The organism is Sphingomonas parva (ex Maeng et al. 2020), from assembly GCF_004564275.1.
GTDB classification, from domain to species: Bacteria; Pseudomonadota; Alphaproteobacteria; order Sphingomonadales; family Sphingomonadaceae; genus Allosphingosinicella; species Allosphingosinicella parva.
Genome location: NZ_SPDV01000001.1, coordinates 34,106 through 55,584 on the forward strand (window position 1 = coordinate 34,106; position 21,479 = coordinate 55,584).

The window sequence follows — 21,479 nt, forward strand, 5'->3', positions numbered from 1 at the left end:
CGGCGGCGTTTCGGACCTGGCGCCGCCGCGGATCGAGCCACGTCTTGCATCGATCGAGTGCGCCTTTGGCTTGGCCTCTCGGCGCGGTCATCCCGTAAACGAAGACGAAGCCCGACGTGGACAGCGGGCATTGGGAGATGGATGTGACCAGCATGAGCCCCGTGGACATGGCCCGCCGATTGGGCGGCGGCCTGCTCTCCTTTCCGGTGACCCACTTCGGCGACGATGGCCGGTTTCGCGAGCAGAGCTATCGCGAGCATTGCGCCTGGATGCTGAGCCACGAGCTCAGCGGCCTGTTTCCCGCCGGCGGCACCGGCGAATTCTTCTCGTTGACCCCGGCCGAGGTGAAGACGGTCGTCGCCGCCGCCGTCGCCGAGGCGGGCGGGCGCCTGCCGGTGATCTCCGGCTGCGGCTATGGCACCGCGATCGCGGTGGAGATCGCCCGCGACGCCGAGCAGGCCGGAGCGGACGGGCTGCTGTTGCTGCCGCCCTATCTCGTCGGCGCCAAGCAGGAAGGCCTCGAACGGCACATCGAGGCGGTGTGCCGCGCCACCGGCCTCGGCGTCATCGTCTACAATCGCGACAATGCTGTGGTGGACGACGAGACGCTCGCGCGGCTGTGCGAGCGCAACCCCAATCTGGTCGGCTACAAGGACGGTGTGGGCGACATCGAGCTGATGACGCGCATCTTCGCCCGCATGGGTGATCGCCTGACCTATGTCGGCGGCCTCCCGACCGCCGAGACCTTCGCAATTCCCTATCTGACGATGGGCGTCACGACCTATTCGTCGGCGATCTTCAACTTCATGCCGGAGTGGGCGCTCGCCTTCTACCGTGCCGTCCGCGCCGACGATCGCCAGGAGGTGCTGAAGCAGCTCCGCCAGTTCGTCCTGCCCTATATCGCGCTGCGCAACCGCGGCCGGGGCTATGCCGTGTCGATCGTCAAGGCGGGTTGCCGGCTCGTAGGCCGCGATCCGGGGCCGGTGCGCAGCCCGCTGACCGATCTCAGCCCGGGCGAGCATGAGGAGCTGCGCATGCTGATCGAGGTCGCAGCGCCGGACGAACTCGCCGCCGCCGCCTGAAGCGGCTAGGCTGGGATCATGTTCGAGCTCAGCCAGCTCCGCTGCTTCGTCGCCGCCGCCGAGGAACTGCACTTCGGCCGCGCGGCGCAGCGGCTCAACATGACCCAATCGCCGCTCAGCCGGCAGATCCAGCTGCTCGAGCGCATTCTCGGCGTTATGCTGCTGGAGAGGACGAGCCGAAACGTAGCCCTCACGCCGGCCGGGCGGGTCTTCCTGATCGAGGCGCGGCGCATCGTCCGGCTTGCCGAAAGCGCCGCCTTGTCGGCGCGGCGCGTGGCGCAGGGCGAGGGCGGCAAGGTGGCGATCGGCTTCACCGCCGTGTCCGGCTACGGGCTGGTGCCGCAGATCGTCGCCCAGGCGCGTGCCTCGCTTCCGAATATCGAGATCGAGCTGCGCGAGATGGTCACGGTCGATCAGGTCGAGTCGCTGCTCACCGGGCTGATCGACATCGCCTTCGTCCGGCCGCCGCTCGAGCGGCAGGAGTTCGAGGCGATCCATGTTCGCGGCGAGCCGTTGCTGGTCGCGCTTCCGCCCGGCGACCCGCGCCAGGGGCAATCCACCTTCGAGGTCGGCGATCTCGATGGCCAGCCGTTGATCATGTACGCCCGCCAGGGCGCCGGCTATTTCCACGATCTTCTCATCCGGCTGTTCGCCGAGGCCGAGATCGCGCCGCTCTACGTCCAGCATGTCACGCAGATCCATTCGATGCTCGGCCTGGTCCGGGCAGGCATCGGCGCGGCGCTCGTTCCCGAATCGGCCGTCGAGCTCCATTTCCAGGACGTCCAGTTTCGAAGGCTGCTGACGGCCCCCGAAACGCCCGTCGAGCTGCACATGGCCTGGCACCGGGACAATCGGAACCCGGCGCTCGACAGCATCCGCAAACTCTGCGCGGACGTTCTCGGCGCATGATCGACCGGCGCGCGCTGCTTGGCGGCCTGCTCGCCGTCCCGGTCGCCGCCCACGCTGTCGGCAGACGTGGCGGCGACCCGATTGCCGCGACCCGACACGGGCGGGTGAGGGGACGCACGAAGCGGAGCGTCCTCGTCTTCCGGGGGATCCGCTACGGAGGGGACACATCCCGAACGCGCTTCCGCCGTGCCTTGCCGCCGGCGCCCTGGCCCGGGGTGGCGGACGCACTCGCCTACGGCCCGGCCGCCCCCCAGACGAGGGCGCCGGAGGCGACGAGCGAGGACTGTCTGTTCCTCAACGTCTGGACGCCTGCGCTCGACAACGGCCGCCGTCCCGTGATGGTCTATCTGCACGGCGGCGCCCATGCGCACGGCTCCGGCTCGGACCCGCTCTACGACGGCGCCAACCTGGCCCGGCGCGGGGACGTGGTGGTGCTGACGCTGAATCACCGTCTCGCCGGGCTCGGCTACGCCTATCTCGCCCAGCTCGGCGGACCGGCGGAATCGGGCAACGTCGGCAATCTCGACATCGTCCTCGCGCTGCAATGGGTGCGGGACAATATTGCGGCCTTCGGCGGCGATCCGCACCGCGTGATGATCTTCGGCCAATCGGGCGGCGGCGCGAAGGTCGTGACGCTCATGGCGATGGCCGAGGCGCGGCCTCTTTTCCATGCGGCTGCGACGATGAGCGGTCAGCACGTCACCGCCGCCGGCCCCAACCACGCGACCTTGCGCGCCAGGGCGTGGATGGAGCGTGCCGGGGCGGGCAGCGTCGCCGAACTCGAGCGGCTTCCGGTCGAGCGTCTCGTCGAGGCGATGGCGATGACCGATCCGCTCGAAGGCAAGGGTGAGATCAGCTTCACGTCCACGCTCGATCATCGCGTGCTCGTCCGCCATCCCTTCTACCCGGGCGCGCCGCGCGAGGCCGCCCACATTCCGCTGATCGTCGGCAATACCCACGACGAGACCGGCCTGTGGATCCGCGCGACGCTGGAACGCGGCGATACGACCTGGGACAACTTGCCTGCCCGGCTCGCGCGCGAGATGGTGCGGGATGTGGCGCCCGATCACGTGGTCGCGCGCTATCGTGCGCTGTATCCGGAGCGGACGCCGGGGCAGATCCTGCTCGCCGCCTCGACTGCCGGGCGCTCCTGGCCCGGCCATCTCATCCAGGCCGAGGAGCGCGCCCGGATCGAGGCGCCGACCTGGATGTACCAGCTGGATTTCCCTTCCCCGGAGGCTGGCGGCGTGTTCGGGGCCTTCCACACGCTCGACATTCCCCTGGTGTTCGACAACACCGGCGTGCCGGGCGCTGCGACGGGTAATGGGCCGGATGCGCGGCGGCTTGCCGGGCGCATGGCCGATGCGTTCATCGCGCTCGCCCGCACCGGCGATCCGAACGTGCCCGGCCTGCCGCACTGGCCGCGCTATGACCTCACCCGCCGGGCGACGATGATCTTCGACCGTGAGCCGCGGATCGAGAATGATCCCCGGCGCGAGGAGCGCTTGCTGTTCGAGGTCGCGCCCTACATCAAGCCGGGCGGCTGACGCCTCACGACCAGGGGAAGGCGAGGGAGGGGCGGTTGGCGTAGCGGGTCATGGCGAGCGCCAGGCGCGCGCCGCAGCCGGGCTCCAGGCGCAGCGTTAAATGACGACCACCGACGCGGCTGGTGCGTCCGTCGAGGGTGACGCTGTCGATGCGATGCTCGCCATAGGCGCCCCCCTGCACGACGACGTCGCGCGGCCGGGTGCCGAGGTTGACCAGCGTGACCTCGCTGCCGGTGTCGCCGAGGCTGTGAACCAGCGCCGCGACGTCGTCCGGCACACCGGCGCGGCGCTCGGCGGGATCGAAATAGCGCAGCCGGCAGTGGAGCGGCACGCCGCCCTGCGGCGGGCTGGTGGGCGACCAGGGCGGCCGGGCGATGTGAAGCCCGCCGGTCATCAGCTGGATGAGCGCCGTGGCGCTGGCCGGATTCTTGTCGAGCGGCCAATCGGCGAGCCGCGTCTCCGGGGTTGTCCGATCCGCCTCCCGGGCCGCGACCCGGTCCGCGATGCGCTTCAGGTCCGCCTCGAGCGCCGTTTCCGGATAGTTCGGGTTGCGGCCTTCGAGGAAGGAAATCCACGGGTGGTCTCCGGCCGCCTCCCGATCGGCGTGCGACTGGGTTGCGTACCAGATCTCGAAGCCGCTGGTCCGATACGGCCCCGGCTTCCAGCCGTACCAGCCTTTTTCCCCGTACATGGTGGGCGCCGAAAGGACGCCGTCGATCTTGCGCGCGGCGTCGTTGATCCGCGCGTTCTGCCGCCGCCACAGCGTCAGAAAGCTCATGTCGCCGCTGAGCAGCAGGCCGTTGTAGAAGGCGGTGATCGAGCGCGGCACGCGGTTGCGGTTCTCGCGCTCGCCGGTCTGCGGCACCACCGGCGAGAAGCCCCAGCCGTAGACTCCGCGCCACCAGTGCGGCCCGACCTCGCCGTCGAGGCCGACATAGCTCGGCAGGATTCCGTCGTTCGCCGCGGCCCGCTCTGCCCAGGCGCCGAGATAGTCCAGCGCCCAGCTGCGGTAGCGCTCGCCGGCGCCGAGCGAATAAGCGTTGAGCCCCAGTGTCGTCGACTGGAGATTGAGCGGGTTGTCGCCGACCACGTCGCCATATTCGGCGTAATGGGCGAGCGTCTGCTCGTAGCTCGTCTCGCCGTGCGCCATGTGGAAGGGGGAGACGTCGAACGGATCGCCGACCCAGTCGAGCGGCGTTGCCGTCCGCAGCATCGGGCCGCGGCTGCCGTTCATGACGCTGCGCACGATCCGTCGCTGCGGATCGTAATTGCGAGCGGTCGGATCCCGGCCGGTGTAGAAATCCGCATAGCGCCGCGTCCGCGCGATCAGCTTGCGGCTGCGCGGCGTGCTCAGCCCCATCACGTTGAACGTGGTGAGCCCTTCCGAATTGTGCTGCCAGTCCATCTGGACCGGGAACTCGCGAAAATACATGCCCTGCCGGGCGATCGGCACCGCGACCGTGCGCGCCTCGGCATATTGGCGCAGATGCCCCTCCCAGAAGCGCTCGGTCAGCGTGCGCAGCCTCTCGGGGGCGCCGAGGGCGTGGAGCGTCATCCAGTCGTTGGTGGCTTCCGCCGCATCATCCGGCCCGTCGTTCGCGCCCCAGCGCTCGAACACCTTCAGCCAGTCGCGCTCGTCGACATAGGTGCGGTAGAACGCCTCGCAGGCCTCGGCATTGGCGGCGAGCAGTCGCCGCTGCAGCTGCGCCCAGCGCGGCGCCGCCATCGGCGTCGACACCAGCAGGTCGGCGCGGCGGACTCGCGCCGAGGCGGGGAGGGCTGCCGCCGCCGCGCAGGCGCCGGCGAGCAGGGTGCGCCGGTCGACTTTCATGCGGCGAGCTCGAGCCGCCGGATCGGTCCGACGATCACCAGATAGGCGAAGATGGTCAGCAGGCAGTGCGCTCCCACGAAGACGAGGGCGAGATCGAACGACAACGTCGCCGCGACGATGTAGCCGACGACGATCGGCGTGACGATGCCCGCCGTATTGCCGAACGTGTTGAACACGCCCCCGGCGAGGCCGGCGAGCTGCTTCGGCGCGACGTCGGCCATCACCGCCCAGCCGAGCGAGCCGACACCCTTCCCGAAGAAGGCGATCGCCATCAGCGTCACCGCCAGCCATTCCGATTCCACCCAGACGCAGGCGATGATCGCGGTGGCGAGCAGCATGCCCAGCGCGATCGGCAGCTTGCGCGAGAGGGTGAGCGAGCCGGTACGCTTCAGCAGCCGGTCCGACGCGAAGCCGCCGACGAGCCCGCCGACGAAGCCGCACAGCGCCGGTGCGGCCGCCGCGAAGCCGGCTTCGAGGATGTTCAGGCCGCGCTCCTTGACCAGGTAGATCGGGAACCATGTGACGAAGAAATAGGTGAGCACGTTGATTGCATATTGGCCGAGATAGATGCCGATCATCATGCGGTTGGCGAGCAGCTGGCGGAGATTGGCCCAGGTGAAGGTCCGCGCCGCGTCCTTCGGGCGGTCCTCCATACGGACGAGGCCGCCGCCCTCCTCGATGTAGCGCAGCTCCGCCTCGTTGACGCCCTTGTGGCGCACGGGACTGTGGATGAAGGCGAGGAAGATCAGAGCCGCGAGCAAGCCCAGGGCACCCATCACCCAGAAGACGCTCCGCCAGCCGAAATCGTGGACCAGCCAACCCATCAGCGGGGCGAAGGCGACCAGCGAGAAATATTGCGCCGAGTTGAAGATCGCCGAGGCGGTGCCGCGCTCTGGCGCCGGGAACCAGGCGGCGACCAGCCGCGCGTTTCCGGGGAAAGAGGGCCCTTCCGCGAAGCCGACCAGGAAGCGAAGGCAGAACAGCATCGTCACCACCGAGCCGCCGAAGATCAGGCCTGCGGTGCCTTGGAGCGCGGTGAAGATCGACCACAAGGCGATCGCGCCCGCGTAGATGCGGCGGGTGCCGAACCGGTCGAGCAGGGCGCCGCCGGGGATCTGGGCGATCACATAGGCCCAGGCGAAGGCCGAGAGGATGTAGCCGGTCTCGATCGGCGAGAGCCCGAGTTCCCCGGCCGCCGCGTTGCCGGCGATCGAGAAGGTCGCGCGATCGGCGTAGTTGATCGTCGTGATCAGGAAGATCAGCGCGATGATGCGGTGGCGCACGCGGGTCGGTCTGGCCATCGTTGCTCTCCAGGGCATCGTCCTCTTGGCGGGATCTCTGCCGATTGTGTCGCGCGACGCTAGAGTGCGCCGTCGGCCGCGTCCAAGCTGAAAAGCGGCTCGATCAAGCCACGACTTGGCACGATCCCGCGCGACGCGTGCGGAGTGGATCAGGCGCATCAGTGCACGAAGAGCAATGATCAATGCCGGATTGGGATTGGCTTTGGCGGAGTGGGCGGAGGTACCGAAAGCTACGCGATCCGGCACCGACGAGAAGGCCGGACACACCAACGGCGGGACCCACCACGAGAGAGGAAAACCGATGGCTTTGGCTGGCATCAACAAGCTCAAGTTCGCGCTCACGGTGACGACGGCAGGGCTCGCACTGGCGATGGCACCGGCGGCGCACGCCCAGGAGGTCGCGGAGCCGGACACCGCGGCCGATGCGGCCGGCACGGAGCAAGCGACGGACTCGGCCACCGCCGATGCCGGGACCGCCAGCGCGGCCCAGCAGGATGACGGCGACATCGTCGTCACCGGTTTCCGGGCCAGCCTTGCCAATGCATTGAACATCAAGCGCCAGGAGAATGGCGTCGTCGACGCCATCTCCGCCGAGGACATCGCGGACTTTCCCGATCTCAATCTCGCCGAGTCGCTGCAGCGCATTCCCGGTGTCGCGATCACCCGCCGCTCGGGCGAAGGCCGCCAGATCTCGGTTCGCGGACTCGGCTCCGACTACACCCGCGTTCGCGTCAACGGCATGGAGGCGATCGCCACCTCGTCGGGCACCTCGAACAGCGGCGGCACCAACCGCGGTCGCGGCTTCGACTTCAACATCTTCTCGTCGGACCTGTTCTCCAACCTGATCGTCCGCAAGACGGCGTCGGCCGAGGTCGACGAAGGCTCGCTCGGCGCTACCGTCGACCTCAATGCCTCGAAGCCGTTCGACAGCAAGGGCAACAAGCTCGTCCTCTCGGCGCAGGGCAGCTACAACGATCTCGTCAAGGACGTGCAGCCGGGCCTCTCGTTCCTGGGGTCCTGGCGCTCCAAGGACGGGCGGTTCGGCGCGCTGCTGTCCGCGTCGTGGGACAAGCGGCACCTGCTCGAGGAAGGCGCGAACATCACGCGCTGGACCTATGGCGGTTCGAACGGCGGCTGGAATCCGGCCTCGACCGTCGCCGGCAAGACCATCGCCGAGATCAACCGGACACTCACCGACACCAGCGATCCCGAGACGGCGCTCTATCACCCGCGCATCCCGGCCTATGCCAGCTACGATACCAGCTCGGAGCGGCTCGGCATCGCCGGCGCTCTCCAATTCAAGCCGGCCGACAGCACGCTGATCACGGTCGAAGGCCTTTTCTCCCGCTTCGAGGGCGCCCGCAAGGAATCGCAGCTCCAGGCGCTCGGCTTGAGCCGGCCGGGGACCGGCAAGCCGCAGTCGATCATCCGCAGCGGCATCGTCGAGGGCAACAACCTCGTCCAGGCCGAGATCGACAACGTCGATCTGCGCACCCAGTCGAGCTACAACGAGCTCAACACCAATTTCCGGCAGATCACCGGCACGATCGAGCAGGAGCTCGGCGATCGCCTGCGCCTTCGCGCGATGGCGGGCCGCTCGACGTCCAAGTACGAGGATCCGGTCGCGACGATCGTGACCTTCGAGCGCCTCAATTCGCAGGATTTCATCTACGATTTCCGTCCGCGGATGATGGAGATGACGCTCAACTTCGATGCGACCAGCCCGGACGCATGGTCGATGGTCCCCGGAACGTCCGAAGTCCGCCTGACGCCCGAGAAGGTGGACAATCGCTTCACCACCTACAAGGCGTCGGGCGAGTTCGACCTGTTCGACAGCGTGACGCTGAAGGCGGGCGCGGACTACAAGCGATTCGATTATTCGACCTCCGCGCTGCAGCGGGCGAACACGTCGGTCGTGCCGGCGATCGCCGCCGGCCCGGGCATCGCCGCTTTGTCCCGAACCTTCAACTTCGACCAGGGTCTCGGCCTGCCGTCGACGGCGGTCCAATCGTGGCTCGCGCCCGATCTCGACAAGTTCATCGCGGCCTATGACATCTACAGCAACACCGGCATCTGGGCGCTGCAGGAGAATATCGGTACCACCGCCGAAGTCACCGAGACGACCAAGGGCGCCTACGTCCAGGCCGACTTCAATTTCGACGCAGGCGGTCTGCCGGTGCGCGGCGACATCGGCGTCCGCTATTTCCGCACCGATCTCGAATCGAGCGGCAACGCGGTCGTCGGCAGCGGCGTGACCTTCGTCACGGTCGAGCACGATTACGACGACTGGCTCCCTTCGGCGAACCTCTCGGTCGACGTGACTCCGAACCTGATCGCCCGCATCAGCGCCGCCAAGACGATCGCGCGCCCCGGCATCGGATCGTTGTCCCCGGGCGGCAGCGTCACCGTGCAGGGCGCCAACCGCAATTATTCCAGCGGCAATCCGGTCCTCGCGCCGACCAAGTCGACCAACCTCGATCTGTCGATCGAATGGTATCGTCAGGCCGGCGCAGTGCTCGCCCTCGGCCTGTTCTACAAGGATATCGATACCTTCGTGCAGACGCTGCGTGGCGAGGCGGTGTACAGCACGCTGGGTCTCCCGGACTCGCTGATCGCCGGCACGGTCGCGACGCCGGACATGGTTTTCGCGGTCACGCGGCCGGTCAACTCGCCGGGCGGCAAGCTCAAGGGCTTCGAGATCAACCTGCAGCAGCCGCTCACCTTTCTGCCGGGGTTCCTGTCCAACTTCGGCGTGCTCGCCAACTACACCTACGTGACGTCGAACATCGACTATCTGACCTCCACGGTGCCGGGCGCGCGGATTGTCAACGCAACCCTGATCGGGCTGTCGAAGCACGCCTATAACGGCACCCTCTACTACGAGGACAGCAAGTTCAGCGCGCGTGTCTCGCTGGCCTATCGCGACGGCTATCTGACCGCGGTTCCGGGCAACGACTTCAACAGCTGGCACGGCACCAACGCGACCACCAACGTCGACGCGCAGATCAGCTACAATCTCACCGACAACATCCGTCTGAGCCTGGAGGGCATCAACCTCACGGACGAATATGCGGATCTGTACGTCGACGCCGACAACCGCCTGAACGCCTACACCCATACCGGCCGGCAGTTCGTGGCGGGCGTCCGATACACCTTCTGATCTGATCCTCCCGGGTCTCACCTCCTGGAGATCCGATGCAGCCGCTCTCATCGCGAGGGCGGCTGCCATTTTGCGCGTGTCCGTTCCCCTTCCTCCCCGCGATGCTCCCGGAGGTCCAGCAACGCCAGGCCCGGTGCAGCGCAGACGGCGTCTCGCTGTCAGTAAACGAGCCCGGTTTCCGAGCGGCTGATGGCCGCCCTGAGGTGCGCCTTAACGTCTTGTTGAGCATGTCGGGCGCACGGTGGATCCAGGCGGTTACCGACCGTTGCGCAGGTGGAAGAGGACGCCGCAGCCATGCTCTCCTGGCTCAGCGGAAAAAAAGGCCAGGACCCCGTCGAGGACGCCCATCAGGTTCGCTGCCGGATGGGAGTGCACGAGCGTTCGGCGATCGTCGCCGAGGGCAGGGACCTCTATTCGACCTGCACCCATTGCGGCCGACGTCTCGTTCGCGTCGGCGGCGACTGGCGCGTTGCCGTCGGCGCCGGTGGAGCGGAAGGCCTGGGCGAGTCACGCCAGACAGGACAGTTGCGGCGGGGCTCCTCGCACTGACCGGTCACGGGCCCGTCAGTCGTCCTCGTCGAACGCCGGGCATTCGGGAAGCCGCATCAGATCGTCCGGCGCGCCCGGCTCGCGTTCCGTCTCGAGGAACTTGCGGCCGTTCCGGCTGACCACGATGATCGTTCGCACGCGGCCATCGACCTTTGTGTAGAACGACCAGGTGCCGTCGGAAATGTGCTCGATGGCGTCCTCGATGCCGATCCGCCACCGCCGGTCGGTATAACCGCCAATCTCGATCACCGGGTAATGAGGGTCGGGACGCGGGTTGCGGGTGATGCACTTGATCTGCACGGGAAGAGCCATGCCCCAGCCTCTGCCGCGTCCGTGCCGTCGGCGCAACCGCTGACGCGCGGCTCGCGATCGTCCGGCGGCGGATTGCCCTCAGCGGCGCCAGTCCGCGAAGGCTGCAAGCAAGCCGGGGATACTCTCTTCGGCCGGTTCGGTGGGGAAGCTGTGGACGGCCCCCGTGGCGGCTCCGGGGAGCGCTTCACGGGTCCAGGCCTCGGCGAACGGACGGTGGGCGACTGCGTCGTCAAACATCGTGGAGCGAACGTTCACATAATCGTCGAGTCCTTCCGGGCGGGTGAACAGCCAGCTCATGCAGTCCGGGCAGAAATAATGGCGCGTGGCGCCGCGCAGCCCGCCGAGCACCGGCTCGCCCGTAAGCACCGACAGAGCTCCGCTCGGATAGAGCGTGCTCAGCGAATAGGCGCCGCCGGTCATTCGCTGGCAGCCCGTGCAATGGCAGGCGAAGGTGACGAGGGGCGGACCATCGAGCCTGAAGCGGACCTTGCCGCACCGGCACCCACCCTCGCTGCTCTCCATGCGCTGCTTCCTCCCGGGTCGCGATCCTAGGCGCGGGGGAGGTCTTTCGAAAAGGGGGAAGTGGGCGGCAGCGGCTGCCGGGCGTTCTAGCGGCGCGGCAGCGACATATAGGGGAGGATCAAGGCGGCTTCCGCCTCGGAGGCCTTGCGCGCCATCAGGTCCGCGACGCTCCGGCCGCGCGAGGGCTGCTTGATGTCCTTCATGCCAATCTCCCGACTCGTTTCCACAACGCTGCGCCGGGCGAGTCGTTCCGGGTCGCGAATGGCATCGCCGCGGCCGCGCGCGTCCGTGCGTTCGGGGCAGGATGCACGACGCAACTCCGCCATCGTTGCGGAGTTGCCGTCGCGTGGCAGACGCGACTTTTCCCGGACCTCCGCTCCCGATCGAGGGGCGGGACATCTGGCGACGCACGCACGCGCGGCGCGCGGCGCTGATCGTCGACGCCGAGGATTATTATTGCTGCGCGTTCGAGGCTCTGCTCGAGGCGCGCTCGCAGATCATCCTGATCGGCTGGGACGTCGACACACGGGTCTGGCTCACCGATCGCAAGCACGCGGGCAAGGCGCCGGTCGCCCTCGGGCCGTTGCTGTTGTGGCTGGCGCGGCGACGTCCGGAACTCTCGATCTACATCCTGGCCTGGGACGAGGGGCTGATCAGCGTGCCGGGGCGGGGCACGACCCTGTTCCGCCTGCTGCGCTGGGCTGTGCAGCCGCGCGTCAGCATCAAGTGGGACAGCACCCACCCGCTCGATGCGAGCCACCATCAGAAGATCCTCGTCATCGACGATGCGCTGGGCTTCTGCGGCGGGATCGACATCACGGCCGACCGCTGGGACACGCGGCGCCACTGCGACAACGAGCCGCTGCGCAAGCGGCCGTTCACGCGGCGTGCCTACGAGCCCTGGCACGATGCGACGATGGCGGTGGACGGCGACGCCGCCTCCGCACTGGGCGACCTCGCCCGGCTGCGCTGGAGGATTGCCACCGGCGAGGATCTGCCCCGGCCGGCCTCGGCCGGCGATCCCTGGCCGAAGCGGTTGGAGCCGACCTTTCGCGACGTTCCGGCGGCGCTCGCCCGGACCCGCGGCAAGGACGGCGAAATCGGCGAGGTCCGCGAGGTCGAGGCCCTGTTCCTGAACCTGATCCGGGCGGCGCGCCGATCGGTCTACATCGAGACTCAATATTTCGCCTCGCGCGTCGTCGCCGAAGCGATTGCTGCGCGTCTCGAGGAGAAGGACGGGCCCGAGTTCGTCATCGTCAATCCGCGGACCGCGGAGGGCTGGCTGGACGAGGCGGTGATGGGTCCCGCGCGTGCCGAGCTCGTCCGCGCCCTCCACGCGCGCGATCGGCATCACCGCTTCCGCATCTACACGCCGGTGACAGAGGGGGGCGCAGACATCTACGTCCACGCCAAGATCATGATCGTCGACGACATTTTCCTGCGCGTCGGCTCGGCCAATCTCAACAACCGCTCGATGGGCCTCGACAGCGAGTGCGACCTGCTGATCGACGGGCGGGACGATGCGCGGGTGCAGGCAACGATCCGCGACGTCAGGACGGACCTGCTTGCGGAGCATCTCGGCATGGCACCGGACTCCTTCGCCGCCGCCCATGCCGAGGCAGGATCTCTGATCGGCGCAATCGAGCGGTTGCGCGGCGAGGGGAGGACGCTCTGCCCGTTCACGCCTCCGGATCCGGGCGCGGTGAAGACGGCACTGGCGCGGGGCGAGGTGCTGGATCCCGAAGCCGCGGACGAGCTGTTCGAGCGGCGGGCGCGGCCGGGGCTGCTCGCGCGGCTCGGTGGGCGGCGGCGACGCTGAGCCGCCGGGCTATTCGAGGCGCCAGGTCACGCGCGAGACGACCGCATCCGCGATCGGAGTCGTCCTACGCGGCTCAGCCGCAGCGGAGGTCGGTGATCCTGCCCTTGCCGTCGACGTGGATGTTCAGCCTGTCGGTGCGATAATCCATGGTCACCACTGATCCCGGACGAAGCCAGCGAAGCGCCCGGGCGCCGCTGAGCCGCATAGCCTCGGTCGCGACAGCCTCGCTCTGCTGACGCCCGATCAGATGCCGCACCTGCGTCGCATCGCATGCGGTACCTCCCTCAGCCTCCCCGACCGGCACGGGCGCCTGTGCATTCTGCTCGGCGCTCTCCGGAGGAACGGTGGCGCAGCCGCCCGCGGCGAAAAGCAGCAGGGGCAGCGCCCGCCGGCTCATTCGCCCTTCTCGGTCCGGGTCATCATCAGCTTGCCGCCGCGGACCGCGAAGGCGAGCCGTCCCTCGACCAGATCGAGCGCATCGCGACCGAATTCCTCGTAGCGCCAGCCATCGAGGATCGAGAGACCCTCGCGGCGGCCGGCGGCGAGCAGTTCCAGCTCCTCCGAGCGCGCGATCAGGCGCGCGGCGACATTGCCCTCGCGGGCGCGGATCTTGAGCAGCAGCTTGAGAAGATCGGCGACCAGCGCGCCTTCCTTGCCGAGCCCTGGCCCGCGTTCCTCGCGGCCGGGCATTTCTTCCGGCGGCAACGGCGCGGCAGAGGCGAGAGCGGCCATCAGCCGGCCGCCGATGTCGTTGCCCGCCCAGGCCGGCGAGAGGCCGCGGACCCGGGCGAGACCCTCCTGGCCGGACGGCGGGTGCGAGGCGATGTCGGCCAGCGTCTCGTCCTTCATGATCCGCCCGCGCGGCAGGTTCTTCGATTTGGCCTCGTTCTCCCGCCAGGCGGCGAGCGCCTTCAGGCGCCCGAGGACGTCGGCCTTGCGGCTGGAGATGCGCACCCGCTTCCAGGCGAGGTCCGGATCGTTCTCGTAATTGGACGGGTCGGCGATACGCTCCATCTCCTCGTCGAGCCAGGCACCGCGGCCGGTCCGGCGCAGCCGCTCCAGCATCTTCGGGAACAGGGTGGCGAGATGCGTGACGTCGCCGATCGCATAGTCGATCTGGCGCTTGTCGAGCGGGCGCCGCGCCCAATCGGTGAAGCGCGCGCCCTTGTCGAGCGTCTTGCCGACCAGGCTCTCGACCAGGTTCGAATAGCCGACCTGCTCGCCCAGCCCGAGCGCCATCGCGGCGATCTGCGTGTCGAACAAGGGGTGGGGCGTCTTGCCGGTGAGATTATAGACGATCTCGATGTCCTGGCCGCCGGCGTGGAAGACCTTGAGCACGTCCTCGTTGTTGACCAGGAGGTCGAGCAGCGGCGTCAGATCGAGGCCTTCCGCCTTGGGATCGATCGCGGCCGCTTCCTCGCGGTCGCCGATCTGGATCAGGCAGAGATCGGGCCAATAGCTGTTCTCGCGCATGAACTCGGTGTCCACGGCGACGAAATCGGACTGGGCAAGGCGGTCGCACAGGCTCTTCAGCGACTCGCTGTCGGTAATCAGCGGATGGATATGCATTGCGCGCCTCATAGCGGCGCCTCCGCCGGGTGGCAAAGGATGGCTTTGGTCGGTGCGCCTCACCTTGACAAAGCGCGCGTGCGCCGCGAACGCCGCAGCCGCAAAACCACCACCATTCGAGACACGGAAAGCGGCCTCTCCATGCACGCCTATCGCACCCACACTTGCGGACAGCTCCGCGCCACCAATGTCGGCGAGCGGGTGAGGCTCTCGGGCTGGATCCACCGGAAGCGCGACCATGGCGGGGTCTTGTTCGTCGATCTGCGGGACCATTATGGGATCACGCAGATTGTCGCGAAGGCGAACAGCGAGCCGCTGAAGGTGCTCGATCATCTCCGTGCGGAGAGCGTGGTGACGATCACCGGCGAAGTCGTGGCGCGCGGCGCGGAAGCGACCAACCCGAACCTCCCGACCGGCGAGATCGAGCTCTCCGCCGACGAGGTCGTGGTCCAGTCCGCCGCAGAGGAGCTGCCGCTGCCGGTCGCCGGCGAGGCCGAATATCCGGAGGACATCCGGCTCCGCTACCGCTTCCTCGACCTTCGCCGGGAGCGCATCCACAACAACATCATGCTGCGCTCGAAGGTGATCAGCTCGATCCGCCGCCGGATGATCGACCAGGGTTTCACCGAGTTCCAGACGCCGATCCTGACCGCCTCGAGCCCGGAGGGCGCGCGCGACTATCTGGTGCCCAGCCGCGTCCATCCCGGCAAGTTCTACGCGCTCCCGCAGGCGCCGCAGATGTTCAAGCAGCTGCTGATGGTCGCCGGCTTCGATCGCTATTTCCAGATCGCGCCCTGCTTCCGCGACGAGGATGCCCGCGCCGATCGCTCGCCGGGCGAATTCTACCAGCTCGACTTCGAGATGAGCTACGTCACCCAGGAGGACGTGTTCCAGGCGATCGAGCCGGTGCTCGCCGGCGTCTTCGAGGAATTCGCTAACGGCCGTGCGGTGACGCCCGCCGGCAGCTTCCCGCGGATCCCCTATCGCGAATCGATGCTGAAGTACGGCAACGACAAGCCGGATCTTCGCAATCCGATCCTGATCTCCGACGTGTCGAAGCATTTCGAGGGCTCGGGCTTCGGCCTGTTCGCCAACATCGTCGCCGGCGGCGGCGTGGTGCGGGCGATCCCCGCGCCGAACACCGCCGACAAGAGCCGTCGCTTCTTCGACGAGATGAACGAATGGGCGCGGGCCGAGGGCCATGCCGGCCTCGGCTACATCACCCAGAAGGGCGGCGAGCTCGGCGGGCCGATCGCCAAGAACCATGGCGAGGAAGCGACCCGCAAGCTGATCGCCGAGCTCGGCCTCGGACCCGATGACGGCATCTTCTTCGCCGCCGGCAAGGAAGGGCAGGCGGCCAAGCTCGCCGGTCTCGCACGCACCCGCACCGCCGAGCTGCTCGATCTCATCGACCAGAACCGCTTCGAGTTCTGCTGGATCGTCGATTTCCCGATGTTCGAATATGACGAGGACGCGAAGAAGGTCGATTTCTCCCACAATCCGTTCTCGATGCCGCAGGGCGAGCTCGAGGCGCTCGAGACCAGGGACCCGCTCGACATCCTCGCGTTCCAGTACGACATCGTCTGCAACGGCGTGGAGCTTTCGTCGGGCGCGATCCGGAACCACCGCCCGGACATCATGTACAAGGCGTTCGAGATCGCCGGCTATTCGAAGGAAGACGTCGACACCAATTTCTCGGGCATGATCAACGCCTTCAAGTTCGGCGCCCCGCCGCACGGCGGTTCGGCGCCCGGCATCGACCGGATCGTCATGCTGCTCGCCGGCGAGCCCAACATCCGCGAGGTCGTGCTCTTCCCGATGAACCAGCGCGCCGAGGATCTGATGATGGGCGCGCCGTCGGAAGTGACGGCGAAGCAGCTGCGCGAGCTCCACATCCGGATCGTCGAGCCGGCCGGCGCGGCGAAGAAGGACCCGGCCAAGGTCGTCGCTCCGGAGTAAGCGGGAACGCCCTGCGCGGAACGCCCGTTCGGCACGGACAAGCCTGGGAGCAGCACCGTGCCGATCGACCTCGCCGATTACGAGAAGGGCGCCAAATACAAGGGTGATTACGACAAGGATCTCGAGGCGCTGCAGGAGCGGCTCGGGCGCATCCTGGTGGCGCACGTCGTCCACGGCAAGCGCAGCCTGATCGTCTGCGAAGGCTGGGATGCGGCGGGGAAGGGCGGGGCGATCCAGCGCATCACCGCTGGCTGGGACCCGCGCGCCTTCCAGGTCTGGCCGATCTCCGCGCCGACCGGCGAAGAGCGCGCACGTCATTTTCTCTGGCGCTTCTGGAAGAAGCTCCCGGCGGCCGGGACGATCGCGATCTTCGATCGCAGCTGGTACGGTCGGGTCCTGGTCGAGCGGGTCGAGAGACTGACGCCGGAGCACGAATGGCGCCGCGGCTATGACGAGATCAACGAGTTCGAGGCCCAGCAGCATTTCGACGGCGCCGCGATCGTGAAGCTGTTCTTCCACGTCACCCAGGAGACGCAGGACCAGAGGCTGAAGGCGCGGCTCGAGCATTCCTGGAAGCGGTGGAAGGTCACCGCCGACGATTTCCGCAACCGCGCCCGGCGTGCCGATTATCTCGACGCCTATCGGGAGATGTTCGCCCGAACCGACACGCGCTGGGCGCCCTGGATTGCGATCGACGGCAACAACAAGAAAGCGGCGCGGATCGCCGCGCTGGCTGCGGTCGCCGACGCGCTCGAGGCCGCGGTGCCGATGAGCCCGCCGGAGGCCGATCCGAAGGTCGAAGCGCTGGCGCGCGAAGCGTTCGGAAAAGATGGTTAACGCTCCGAAACGAGCAACCTTTCACCGCGATCGCGGTTAATCGTTCGGGAACCAGGAGACCGGCAATGCGGGCGGCTGCCATTCTGACGCTCTTCGCGACGGCGCTCGGTGTCGCGGCGTGCGAGACCTACAACGATTACGATCACGGCTACGGCCGGCACGATTACGGCCGCTACGATTATTCCGGCCGCGACTATGATCGGCTCGGCAACGACTGCGGCTTCTTCGAGGGCGCCGGCGGCGACCTGCTCGATCCGTGGCTCGCCTGCACGCGCGAGGGCCAGCAGCTCGTTCGCGACCGCTACGACCAGGACGAGGATCGCCGTCTCACCGAGGCGACGGCCGAGGAGGCGAACATCTGGTTCCGCCGCTATGCCGACGAGAATGGGGACATGCGGCTGACCGATCCGGAGATCAGGGCCGCGCTGGTCACCCACGTCCGGTTCACGGGCGCGCGGCGCTACTGATCCGGCGCGCGATAGGGCTCGGGGCCGCCCAGGCTCAGCCGTCCACCTTCTCGGGATAGGCGATCGCCACGATCTCGAGCTCGCGCTCGCCGGAGGGTAGGGTGACGCGGCGCACGTCGCCGACGCCGGCGCCGCGAATCGCGCGGGCGATCGGCGAGGTCCAGGCGATCCGGCCGGCGGCGGGGTCGGTCTCGTCCTCGCCGACCAGGGTCACGATCCGCTCCTTGTCGTCCTCGTCCACCAGGGTCACGGTCGCGCCGAAGAAGACCCTGGCGCGGTCGGGCTGGGCGGCGGGATCGACCACGGTGGCGTTCTTCATCCGCTTCGACAGCCAGCCGATCCGGCGGTCGATCTCGCGCAACTTCTTGCGGCCGTAGATGTAGTCGCCATTCTCGGAGCGATCGCCGTTGCCGGCCGCCCAGCTGATCGTCTCGACCAGCTTCGGCCGCTCGTCGCCGAACAGCGTCTCATATTCGACGCGCAGCCGGCGATAGCCATCGGGCGTGATGTAATTGGGTCGTTCGGCCATGCGCTCTGGTCACCCTGCCGACGGCAAATGTCCAGCCCGGGCGCGCCTCAGCCCGGCCCGGCCTTGCCGAGATAGAAGGACAGGCGGTTGCCGGACGAGGCGCCGCCCGAGCGCTGGGCGCGGATGGCGTCGTAGACCACGGCGTTCTCGAGCACGCGCTGGACGTAATTGCGGGTCTCGGAGAAGGGGATTTCCTCGATCCAGCGGACCATGTCGACGCCGCCGCGCGGATCGCCGTTCGCGCGGAGCCATTTCGAGACGTTGCCCGCGCCGGCATTGTAGCTGGCGACGGCCAGGGGGACGCTGCCGCCCCATTGGTTCAGCAGGCGCTCGAAATAGGCGCTGCCGAGCATGACGTTGTAGCTCGGGTCGCTGGTCAGTCGGCCGAGATCGTAGGGCAAGCCGAGCTTGCCGGCCTGCTCGCGCGCCGTCCCCGGCATCAGCTGCATCATGCCGCGCGCGCCGACATGGCTGGTTGCGGCGCGATCGAACGAGCTCTCCTGGCGGGTGATGCCGTGGGCAAGGCTCCAGTTGTGCGCGTAAGCCGGCGGCAGGGAGACCTCGGGGAAAGCCGCCGGCGCATAGAAGGTCGCGCCGTTGTTGCGGGCTTCCCGGGCGACCCAGACGCCGAGATCGGGGCGTCCGATCGCGCGGCCGAGCTCGGCCGCCAGCAGACGGTCCCGATCGGTGGCGGCGCTCTCCGCCAGCGCGCGGACGAAGAGCGACTGATCGCTCCACCGTCCGAGCATGCCGAGCGCGCGCGTCGCCTGGACAAGTGGCCGCCGATCGAAATCGGTGCGATCGCTCGGCGTCAGCGCGATCGCCGAAGGAGCGGGCGGCGTGATCCGGCGGCCGAGCCGCTCGAGCGCGAGCTGACCGTAATATTGATCGGGCGCGGCGGCGGCCTGCTCGAGCAGGCTGTTCGACTGAGCGGTCTGGCGGGCGCCATCGGCGGCGCGCGCCGCCCAGTAGAAGCCCTTCGAGCGGGTCTGCGGGGACTTGGCGGCACGGGCGTAGCGCTCGAACAGGCGGGCGGCGTCGGCGGGGCGGCCAAGCTTGTTCAATGCCGCGCTGCCGCCGAGCCACGCCAGGCTCGTATAGGCGTCGCGCTCCCCATAGGAGCGGAGGCTGACGTCGGTGCCGGCGGGATAGGCATCGTCGATGCGCGAGGCGATGTCGTAGGCCGTCGACCATTGATTGTCGTTGGCCGCGCCGCGGGCGTTGGTCAGCAGGGTCTCGAACCACGTCTCGGGGTTGGCGGGACGGTCCGTGATCCTCGCGTTGGCGAGAAGCTGGCGGGCGGCGAGGCTGTTGCCGGTCGCGCGCAGATAATTGGCGCGGTCCTGGATCAGCCCCGCATTGCCCTCGAAGCCGGAGAGACCGGCGACGCGCGCCGCCGCATCGGGCGCCTTGGTCTGCAGCGCGAGCCGCGCCTCGTACAGGGGACGCTGCGCCGGAGATGCGAAGCCGATCGCACGCTGCGCGCTCTGGATCGCGCCCTCGCCGAGCAAGGCGTCGAGCCGCGCGTCGTGGTCCGCCGGGGTGAGAGCGGCGCCGAACAGGCCGAGCAGGCGGGTCTCGTCCGCCTGCACGAGGCTGCCGCCGGTCCAGGCCCGGCGCGCGGCATCCCGCGCCTGATCGGGCTGCCCCGAGGCGAGAAGCGCGAACGCCATCTTGGCGTGACCCGTGTTGCTGGTCGGCGGACGCAGGCGGAAATAGCTCAGCACCTCGCTCGGCGAGGTTGCGTCGTTGATCGCCTTCTCGGCGTTGCGGCGCATCGCTGCCTCGCCAGGCCAGCCCGGATAGCTGATCAGGAACGAGGCGTAGGACGAGAAGGGATGGTTGTCGCTCTGGCGCAGCCCGTTCCAGCGGGCGATCGCCGTCTCGATCGCGGAGGGCGCGGACTGGCGAACCGGCGCCTGCGGGAGCGCGGGCGGGACGACGGGCTGGGTCGCGACTGATTGGGCCGCAACCGGAAGCACCGGCGCCGGCTTGAGGGCTGGAACTCCGCTGGCGACCGCTCCGATGGCCGCCGCCGAGGCGCCCAACAGGCTCATCATCAACACTTTTTTCTGCATGCTGGACAGAATGGCCGAGCCCTCCTTATCAGGCCATGAACGGCCCGCCTGCGATCCTTGTCCGGAACGCCGCCCCATTTGAAGGAGATTATAGATGTTCCGCGGGTCGATCCCGGCTCTGGTGACGCCTTTCCGCGACGAAGCGTTCGACGAGGGGCGTTTCCGCGACTTCGTCGAATGGCAGATTGCCGAAGGCAGTCATGCCCTTGTGCCCGTGGGCACAACCGGCGAATCGGCGACCCTCGATGCAGAGGAACATTATCGGGTGATCGCGGCCTGCGTGGCGCAGGCGGCCGGCCGCGTCCCGGTGATCGCCGGCTGCGGCTCGAACAACACCGCGGTCGCGATCCAGAACATGAAGGCGGCCGAGGCGCGCGGCGCCGACGCGGCGCTGATCGTCCTGCCGTATTACAACCGCCCGAGCCAGGACGGCCTGATCCGCCATTTCGAGCTGCTCGCCGAGGCATGCAGCCTGCCGATCGTGGTCTACAACGTGCCGGGCCGGACGGTGACCGACATCACGGTCGAGACGCTGGCCCGGATCGCGAAGCTGCCCACCGTCATCGGTATCAAGGATGCGAGCGGCAATCTCGCCCGCGTCTCCGCCCATCGCCTCGCCTGCGGCGAGGATTTCGTCCAGCTCTCCGGCAATGACGACATGACCCTGGGTTTCATGGCGATGGGCGGCGTCGGCGCGATCTCGGTCACGGCCAATGTCGCACCCCGGCTCTGCGCCGACTTCCAGAACGCCTGCCTCGGCGGGGACTGGGGTACGGCGCTTCACCTCCAGGACCGGCTCTATCCGTTGCACGCGGCGCTCTTCTCAGACGCCTCGCCGGGGCCGACCAAATACGCTTTGTCGCGGATCTTTCCCGATTTCCCCCAGGCGCTGCGGCTGCCCATGTCGCCCCCATCGGAAGCGAGCCGCCGCGCCGTCGATGCGGCGCTCGCCCATGCGGGTCTCGTCTGATGCCGGCGTCTGAAAGTCCGAACGTTTGCCGTGCGATC

At 68.2% G+C, this 21,479-nt stretch carries 18 protein-coding genes; 10 read left to right on the forward strand and 8 right to left on the reverse strand.

All coding sequences use genetic code 11. From position 1 onward, the window contains the following. Positions 1-116: 116 nt before the first annotated feature. Genes kdgD through E2493_RS00175 form a run of 3 tightly spaced genes read left to right on the forward strand, consistent with a single transcriptional unit; the run spans position 117 to position 3,538 of the window. Entirely contained in the window at positions 117-1,082 is a 966-nt protein-coding gene (gene kdgD, locus E2493_RS00165) for a 5-dehydro-4-deoxyglucarate dehydratase (RefSeq protein ID WP_318531664.1), read from the forward strand. Between the two features lie 18 nt (positions 1,083-1,100). Then, on the forward strand, positions 1,101-1,991 hold the full coding sequence (locus E2493_RS00170) for a LysR substrate-binding domain-containing protein (RefSeq protein ID WP_135082502.1): 891 nt from the start codon (positions 1,101-1,103) through the stop codon (positions 1,989-1,991). Further along, positions 1,988-3,538: a carboxylesterase/lipase family protein gene (locus tag E2493_RS00175; protein WP_135082504.1), complete on the forward strand. Its 1,551-nt coding sequence runs from the start codon at positions 1,988-1,990 to the stop codon at positions 3,536-3,538. Before E2493_RS00170 ends, E2493_RS00175 begins: the two co-directional genes overlap by 4 nt. A 4-nt stretch (positions 3,539-3,542) precedes the next feature. Here the strand turns inward: E2493_RS00175 and E2493_RS00180 are convergent, their stop codons facing one another. Beyond that, entirely contained in the window at positions 3,543-5,369 is a 1,827-nt protein-coding gene (locus E2493_RS00180; protein WP_135082506.1) for a hypothetical protein, read from the reverse strand. Beyond that, positions 5,366-6,670 carry an MFS transporter gene (locus E2493_RS00185; protein WP_318531665.1) on the reverse strand — a complete coding sequence of 435 codons (1,305 nt, stop codon included), beginning with the start codon at positions 6,668-6,670 and terminating at the stop codon, positions 5,366-5,368. Before E2493_RS00185 ends, E2493_RS00180 begins: the two co-directional genes overlap by 4 nt. Positions 6,671-6,971: 301 nt before the next feature. Between E2493_RS00185 and E2493_RS00190 the strand changes: the two genes are divergently transcribed. Beyond that, positions 6,972-9,830, forward strand: a complete 2,859-nt coding sequence (locus tag E2493_RS00190) for a TonB-dependent receptor (RefSeq protein WP_225421045.1) — start codon at positions 6,972-6,974, stop codon at positions 9,828-9,830. 273 nt (positions 9,831-10,103) lie between these two features. After that, a complete protein-coding gene (locus E2493_RS00195) occupies positions 10,104-10,379 on the forward strand; it encodes a hypothetical protein (protein WP_135082510.1) in 276 nt (91 codons plus the stop codon). Between the two features lie 15 nt (positions 10,380-10,394). On the opposite strand, the gene E2493_RS00200 is transcribed toward E2493_RS00195, so the two are convergent. Continuing rightward, entirely contained in the window at positions 10,395-10,691 is a 297-nt protein-coding gene (locus tag E2493_RS00200) for a DUF3892 domain-containing protein (RefSeq protein WP_135082512.1), read from the reverse strand. A 78-nt stretch (positions 10,692-10,769) separates the two neighbouring features. Continuing rightward, a complete protein-coding gene (locus E2493_RS00205; RefSeq protein WP_135082514.1) occupies positions 10,770-11,213 on the reverse strand; it encodes a GFA family protein in 444 nt (147 codons plus the stop codon). Positions 11,214-11,559: 346 nt separating this feature from the next. Here E2493_RS00205 and E2493_RS00210 point away from each other — a divergent pair, with 346 nt between their 5' ends. After that, positions 11,560-13,032, forward strand: coding sequence for a phospholipase D-like domain-containing protein (locus tag E2493_RS00210; RefSeq protein ID WP_225421046.1), 1,473 nt, complete (start codon positions 11,560-11,562; stop codon positions 13,030-13,032). Between the two features lie 73 nt (positions 13,033-13,105). Here the strand turns inward: E2493_RS00210 and E2493_RS00215 are convergent, their stop codons facing one another. Together E2493_RS00215 and rnd are read right to left on the reverse strand one after the other, a co-directional pair. Continuing rightward, entirely contained in the window at positions 13,106-13,429 is a 324-nt protein-coding gene (locus tag E2493_RS00215; protein ID WP_135082518.1) for an I78 family peptidase inhibitor, read from the reverse strand. Then, positions 13,426-14,601, reverse strand: coding sequence for a ribonuclease D (gene rnd / locus E2493_RS00220; protein ID WP_135082520.1), 1,176 nt, complete (start codon positions 14,599-14,601; stop codon positions 13,426-13,428). Before rnd ends, E2493_RS00215 begins: the two co-directional genes overlap by 4 nt. Positions 14,602-14,742: 141 nt before the next feature. Here rnd and aspS point away from each other — a divergent pair, with 141 nt between their 5' ends. The 3 genes from aspS (at position 14,743) to E2493_RS00235 (ending at position 17,864) form a co-directional block, all read left to right on the forward strand. Further along, positions 14,743-16,560, forward strand: a complete 1,818-nt coding sequence (aspS, locus tag E2493_RS00225; protein WP_135082854.1) for an aspartate--tRNA ligase — start codon at positions 14,743-14,745, stop codon at positions 16,558-16,560. Positions 16,561-16,617: 57 nt separating this feature from the next. Continuing rightward, positions 16,618-17,397 carry a polyphosphate kinase 2 family protein gene (locus tag E2493_RS00230; RefSeq protein ID WP_135082522.1) on the forward strand — a complete coding sequence of 260 codons (780 nt, stop codon included), beginning with the start codon at positions 16,618-16,620 and terminating at the stop codon, positions 17,395-17,397. Between the two features lie 65 nt (positions 17,398-17,462). Beyond that, positions 17,463-17,864 (forward strand): hypothetical protein, encoded by a 402-nt coding sequence (locus E2493_RS00235; RefSeq protein ID WP_135082524.1) that lies wholly within the window; start codon positions 17,463-17,465, stop codon positions 17,862-17,864. A gap of 34 nt (positions 17,865-17,898) precedes the next feature. On the opposite strand, the gene greB is transcribed toward E2493_RS00235, so the two are convergent. Both greB and E2493_RS00245 read right to left on the reverse strand, forming a co-directional pair. Further along, positions 17,899-18,393, reverse strand: a complete 495-nt coding sequence (greB, locus tag E2493_RS00240) for a transcription elongation factor GreB (RefSeq protein WP_135082526.1) — start codon at positions 18,391-18,393, stop codon at positions 17,899-17,901. Between the two features lie 47 nt (positions 18,394-18,440). Further along, positions 18,441-20,453 carry a lytic transglycosylase domain-containing protein gene (locus E2493_RS00245; RefSeq protein ID WP_225421047.1) on the reverse strand — a complete coding sequence of 671 codons (2,013 nt, stop codon included), beginning with the start codon at positions 20,451-20,453 and terminating at the stop codon, positions 18,441-18,443. Between the two features lie 112 nt (positions 20,454-20,565). On the opposite strand from E2493_RS00245, the gene dapA reads away from it, so the two are divergent. Continuing rightward, complete coding sequence (dapA, locus tag E2493_RS00250; RefSeq protein WP_135082530.1) at positions 20,566-21,441, forward strand: 4-hydroxy-tetrahydrodipicolinate synthase; 876 nt, start codon at positions 20,566-20,568, stop codon at positions 21,439-21,441. The last annotated feature ends 38 nt before the right edge of the window (positions 21,442-21,479 follow it).